The organism is Pseudomonas sp. NPDC086278 (assembly GCF_050280905.1).
Taxonomy (GTDB): Bacteria; Pseudomonadota; Gammaproteobacteria; order Pseudomonadales; family Pseudomonadaceae; genus Aquipseudomonas.
Genome location: NZ_JBNNWE010000170.1, coordinates 1 through 5,577 on the forward strand (window position 1 = coordinate 1; position 5,577 = coordinate 5,577).

At 58.8% G+C, this 5,577-nt stretch carries 3 protein-coding genes, 1 pseudogene and 1 riboswitch; of the genes and pseudogenes, 1 reads left to right on the forward strand and 3 read right to left on the reverse strand.

The features are described from left to right. The 3 genes and pseudogenes from ACQKP4_RS28180 to ltaE all read right to left on the reverse strand — a co-directional run. Window positions 1-532 (reverse strand): annotated as a pseudogene (locus ACQKP4_RS28180) (hypothetical protein); the annotation flags it as partial. Between the two features lie 91 nt (window positions 533-623). After that, on the reverse strand, window positions 624-3,242 hold the full coding sequence (alaS, locus tag ACQKP4_RS28185) for an alanine--tRNA ligase (RefSeq protein ID WP_427637319.1): 2,619 nt from the start codon (window positions 3,240-3,242) through the stop codon (window positions 624-626). 146 nt (window positions 3,243-3,388) lie between these two features. Further along, window positions 3,389-4,393, reverse strand: coding sequence for a low-specificity L-threonine aldolase (gene ltaE, locus ACQKP4_RS28190; protein ID WP_427637320.1), 1,005 nt, complete (start codon window positions 4,391-4,393; stop codon window positions 3,389-3,391). A 197-nt stretch (window positions 4,394-4,590) separates the two neighbouring features. After that, a riboswitch (FMN riboswitch) is annotated at window positions 4,591-4,762 on the forward strand. 102 nt (window positions 4,763-4,864) lie between these two features. Here ltaE and ACQKP4_RS28195 point away from each other — a divergent pair. Beyond that, a complete protein-coding gene (locus tag ACQKP4_RS28195; RefSeq protein WP_427637321.1) occupies window positions 4,865-5,374 on the forward strand; it encodes a 6,7-dimethyl-8-ribityllumazine synthase in 510 nt (169 codons plus the stop codon). The last annotated feature ends 203 nt before the right edge of the window (window positions 5,375-5,577 follow it).

The following is a 5,577-nucleotide window of genomic DNA, read 5'->3' on the forward strand; positions in this document are numbered from 1 at the left end:
GGAGCTCTGGTTGTAGAGCGCAACGTGCACGTTCGGCCGGTCGACGCGCAATACGCGCAGGGCGTTCGGCAGCACGCCGGCGTCCATCGCGTTTTTTGCCGTGCTCGTCGACGCCCTGGAAACCGGCGACAACCACCACGCGACCCGCCTTCAGATCACCACGAATCTTTTGATCATCAATCTGCAAGATACGCGCTTTGTTGTGCGCGCTGTCCGTCAGGATTCGCACCTGATTACCGGTATACGACACTGCCGGCACGCCGCGCTTGATCAGCGCCATGGCCAGCAATGCAATCGTCACCTGCTCACCAGTGGAAACAATCACGTCCAGTTCACGTGGAACGGGTTGCTCGTCGCCACTGATTTGCTTGGCCAGATCGATCAGACGGTTGGTTTCGCCGCTCATTGCAGACAGCACAACCACCAGGTCATCGCCGGCATCGCGGAATTTCTTAACCTTGTCGGCGACCTGCTCGATTCTCTCGACAGTGCCGACTGAGGTGCCTCCAAATTTCTGTACGATCAAAGCCATTTCAAAGCCGCCTCTGCCCATGAAGGGCGCCCAAATAATCACTCAAACAGTGCGTCGGCCCGCCACTGGACGGCGGGCCCGACACACTGCCTTATAGACCCTGCTCTACAAACGGAACGGTCAGCGCCAATGCGGCATCCAGTGCGCCAGCGTCAGTACCACCGCCTTGCGCCATGTCTGGACGACCGCCGCCCTTCCCGCCCACTGCCGCAGCGGCTTGCTTCATCAAATCACCGGCTTTGAGTTGGCCAGTCAGGTCTTTGGTTACGCCTGCAACCAAAACGACCTTTTCCTCATGGACACCGCCGAGCAGGATCACTGCGCGGCCGAGTTTGTTTTTCAGTTGATCGACCAGCGCCAGCAGCGCTTTGCCGTCCTGGCCGTCCAGACGCACGGCCAACACTTTCACGCCTTTGACATCCAGCGCGGAGGCCGACAGATCGTCACCCGCTGCGCTGGCAGCCTTGGCCTGCAACTGCTCGAGTTGCTTCTCCAGCAGACGGTTGCGCTCCAGCACAGCCGACAGCTTGTCGATCAGGTTGTCGCGGCTGCCCTTGACCAGGCTGGCCGCTTCCTTGAGTTGTTCTTCAGCTGCGTTCAAGTAAGCCAACGCTGCGGCACCGGTGACAGCTTCGATGCGACGAACGCCGGAAGCCACACCACCTTCGCTGATGATTTTCAGCAGGCCAATGTCGCCGGTACGATTGGCGTGAATGCCACCGCACAGCTCAACAGAAAAATCGCCGCCCATGCTCAGTACGCGCACGTTGTCGCCGTACTTCTCGCCAAACAGCGCCATGGCGCCTTTTTTCTTGGCGGTTTCGATGTCGGTTTCTTCGGTTTCAACGGCGGAGTTTTTGCGGATCTCGGCGTTGACGATGTCTTCCAGCGCCTTCAGTTGCTCAGGCTTGATGGCTTCGAAATGGCTGAAGTCGAAACGCAGACGCTGACTGTCGACCAGCGAGCCTTTCTGCTGAACATGCTCACCCAGCACCTGGCGCAATGCGGCGTGCAACAAGTGGGTCGCCGAGTGGTTCAGCGAAGTGGCATGGCGCACTTCAGCGTCCACATGCGTCTCTACCGGCGCGCCAATCATCAGGCTGCCCGACACCAACACACCGTGATGCAGGAACGCGCCGCCGGTTTTGGTCGTGTCGCGCACGTCAAAACGGCTGCTGCCGGCTTGCAGATAACCGCAATCGCCAATCTGGCCACCGGATTCTGCGTAGAACGGCGTCTGATTGAGAACAATCACGCCCTCTTGGCCTTCACTCAAGACGTCGACCGACTGGCCATCTTTGTAGATAGCCACAACTTTGGCCGAACCGCTGGTGGCCTTGTAGCCGGTGAACTCGGTCGCCACGTCAACCTTGACCAACGTGTTGTAGTCCAGACCGAACGAACTGGCCGAGCGCGCCCGAACGCGCTGAGCTTCCATTTCGCGTTCAAAACCGACTTCGTCGACCGTCAGGTTGCGTTCGCGAGCGATGTCAGCGGTCAGGTCCATCGGGAAACCGTAGGTGTCGTACAGCTTGAACACTACGTCGCCGGGCACCACGGTGCCTTTGAGTTCCAGCAGATCCTGCTCGAGAATTTTCAGGCCGTGTTCCAGGGTCTTGGAGAACTGCTCTTCTTCGGCCTTGAGTACGCGCTCAATGTTGGACTGTTGCTGCTTGAGCTCCGGAAACGCTTCACCCATCTCGGCAACCAGCGCCGCGACGATCTTGTAGAAGAAGCTGCCGGTGGCGCCCAGCTTGTTACCGTGACGGCACGCACGACGAATGATCCGGCGCAGTACATAACCGCGACCTTCGTTGGACGGCAGCACGCCGTCGGCAATCAGGAAGCCGCACGAACGGATATGGTCGGAGACGACTTTGAGCGACGACTGATCGCCATTGGTGCAGCCAATCGCCTCGGCCGATGCGCTCAGCAAGTTCTTGAACAGGTCGATTTCATAGTTGGAATTGACGTGCTGCATCACCGCACTGATCCGTTCCAGGCCCATGCCGGTATCCACCGACGGCGCAGGCAACGGATGCAACACGCCATCGGCGGTGCGGTTGAACTGCATGAACACGTTGTTCCAGATCTCGATGTAACGGTCGCCGTCTTCTTCCGGCGAACCCGGTGGGCCGCCCCAGATGTGGTCGCCGTGATCGTAGAAAATCTCGGTGCAAGGACCGCACGGGCCGGTATCGCCCATGGTCCAGAAGTTGTCGGAGGCGTACGGTGCGCCTTTGTTGTCGCCGATGCGGATCATGCGCTCGGCCGGTACGCCAATCTGCTGGGTCCAGATGTCATAGGCCTCGTCGTCAGAGGCATAGACCGTTACCCAGAGTTTTTCCTTGGGCAGTTTCAGGACACCGGTCAGGAAGGTCCAGGCGTAGGTGATCGCGTCGTGCTTGAAATAGTCACCGAAGCTGAAGTTACCCAGCATTTCGAAGAATGTGTGGTGACGAGCGGTGTAGCCGACGTTTTCCAGGTCACTGTTCTTGCCACCGGCGCGCACGCACTTCTGGCTGCTGGTCGCACGGGTGTACGCACGTTTTTCCTGGCCCAGGAAGCAGTCCTTGAACTGGTTCATCCCCGCGTTAGTGAACAGCAGGGTTGGGTCGTTGCCCGGAATCAAAGAGCTGGAGGCTACACGGGTGTGGCCTTGCTCTTCGAAGAAGCGAAGGAAGGCTTCACGGATTTCTGCGCTTTTCATTAGGTTCTTCCACGGAGGCTGCGGCCAAAGGCCTGTGCGAAACGTCAACAGACGAAGCGACGGCAAAGGGCCGCATTATATCGGCCCTGCGCGCGGGGTACAGCGTGTTTATACGATAGAAACGGTCAATTGGAGCGCTAACGCGATCAGTTACGGGAAAAGTCGACGAATGTCGCGACGACTTGCTCGATTTGCGCACGACTGACGTCAAGGTGCGTGACCATTCGCAGACGTCCCGCCGCGCTCAATTTGATCCCGCGTTCGGCAGCGAACGCCTTGATCGCCTCGGCCTTATCGCCCATCTGCACGTAAACCATGTTGGTCTGCACCGGTTCGACGTCGTAGCCCGCCGCGCGCAAGCCGTCGGCCAGGAACTGTGCGTTTGCATGGTCATCGGCCAGACGCTGAACATTGTGGTCCAGGGCGTAAAGCCCTGCTGCGGCCAAAATGCCGGCCTGACGCATGCCGCCACCGACCATCTTGCGCAAGCGACGCGCTTTGCCGATCAGCTCCAATGAACCGCACAACACCGAACCGATCGGCGCGCCCAGGCCTTTGGACAAGCAAACCGAAACCGAATCGAAATGCTGGGTGATCTCACGGGCATCCACGCCCAACTTGACCGCCGCGTTATAGAGCCGCGCGCCATCCAGGTGCAAGGCCAGCCCATGTTCACGGGTGAAGCGGCGCGCCTGCACCAGATACTCCAGCGGCAAAACCTTGCCTTGCATGGTGTTTTCCAGTGCCAGCAGGCGTGTACGGGCGAAGTGGAAGTCGTCGGGTTTGATCGCGGCGGCCACCTGATCCAGGTCCAGCGAGCCATCGGCCTGCACTTCCAGCGGCTGCGGCTGGATCGAGCCGAGCACCGCCGCCCCGCCACCTTCGTATTTGTAGGTGTGCGCCTGCTGGCCGACGATATATTCGTCACCGCGCTCGCAATGCGCCATCAAGCCCAGCAAGTTGCTCATGGTGCCCGTCGGCACGAACAGCGCGGCGGCGAAACCCAATCGCTTGGCCAGTTCGGCCTCCAGACGGTTGACCGTTGGATCCTCGCCATAAACGTCGTCACCGGTGGCCGCGTTGGCCATCGCGTCGAGCATCCCTGCGGTTGGTTGAGTGACGGTGTCGCTGCGAAGATCGATAACACTCATGAATCTGGCCTCGTTAAGCAGGGAGAAATTCCTTTCAGAAGGGAATTACTGCGGCCATGACGACGAATAATCAACCCTTGGCGCAGGAAAAGTCGCCACAAATCAGTGAATAACTCGATATCAATCATCAGAAAGCAGCGATGCGCAGGCTGGAAATATGTGTTAAAAACGCTTCGCCGCCAGACAATCTGACGGCAAAACGTTCTCAGGGCGGGGTGCAACTCCCCACCGGCGGTAATTGCGCGCAATGCGCATAGCCCGCGAGCGCTTGGCGACAGACCCAGCTTCGGCGGTGTTTGGCGGCAAGGTCAGCAGACCCGGTGTGATCCCGGGGCCGACGGTCATAGTCCGGATGAAGAGAGAACGGGATTGGCGCCAAAGGGCCGTCCGCGGGCATTCGTGCGAGCGTGCGTACCCTTAAATCCCATTCGATTCATATGCCCTGTTTTTTACATAAACAGGAGTCAGAACATGCAACCCACCGCAATCGATAGCAAAAGCAAAAACCACCAGGGCGAGCGCGTTGCGTTCATCCAGGCCTGCTGGCACAAGGAAATCGTCGATCAGAGCCGCAAAGGCTTCGTGACCGAGATGGTTGCCCAGGGTTATCAGGAATCCGACATCGACTTCTTCGAAGTCGGCGGCGCCTTTGAAATTCCATTGCACGCCAAACTGCTGGCCAAGTCCGGGCGTTATGCCGGCGTCGTAGCCGCAGGCCTTGTGGTCGACGGCGGCATCTACCGTCACGAATTCGTCGCCCAGTCGGTGATCAGCGGCCTGATGCAGGTTCAACTGGAAACCGAAGTGCCAGTGTTCTCCGTGGTTTTGACCCCGCACCACTTCCATGCCGGGGAAGAACACCAGAAATTCTTCTTCGAACATTTCGTGCACAAAGGCCAGGAAGCGGCAAAGACCTGCGCGGATACGCTGCACAAGATGCGTGCATTGCGCCGCAGTGAGCCGCGTGCGGTAGCGGTTTAATACAACATCTTTGCTCAGGGTGAAGTTTCTGCCTTCACCCAAACCTAATGTGGGAGCGGGCTTGCTCGCGAAGGCACAGTGACAGTCAACACATGCGTTGAATGTTAAACCGCCTTCGCGAGCAAGCCCGCTTGTGTCTTGGGCAGGGGATAAACTTTGGGGTGAGAGGGGTGGATGGCAAGCTGTGAGTCCGCGGTGCTTGA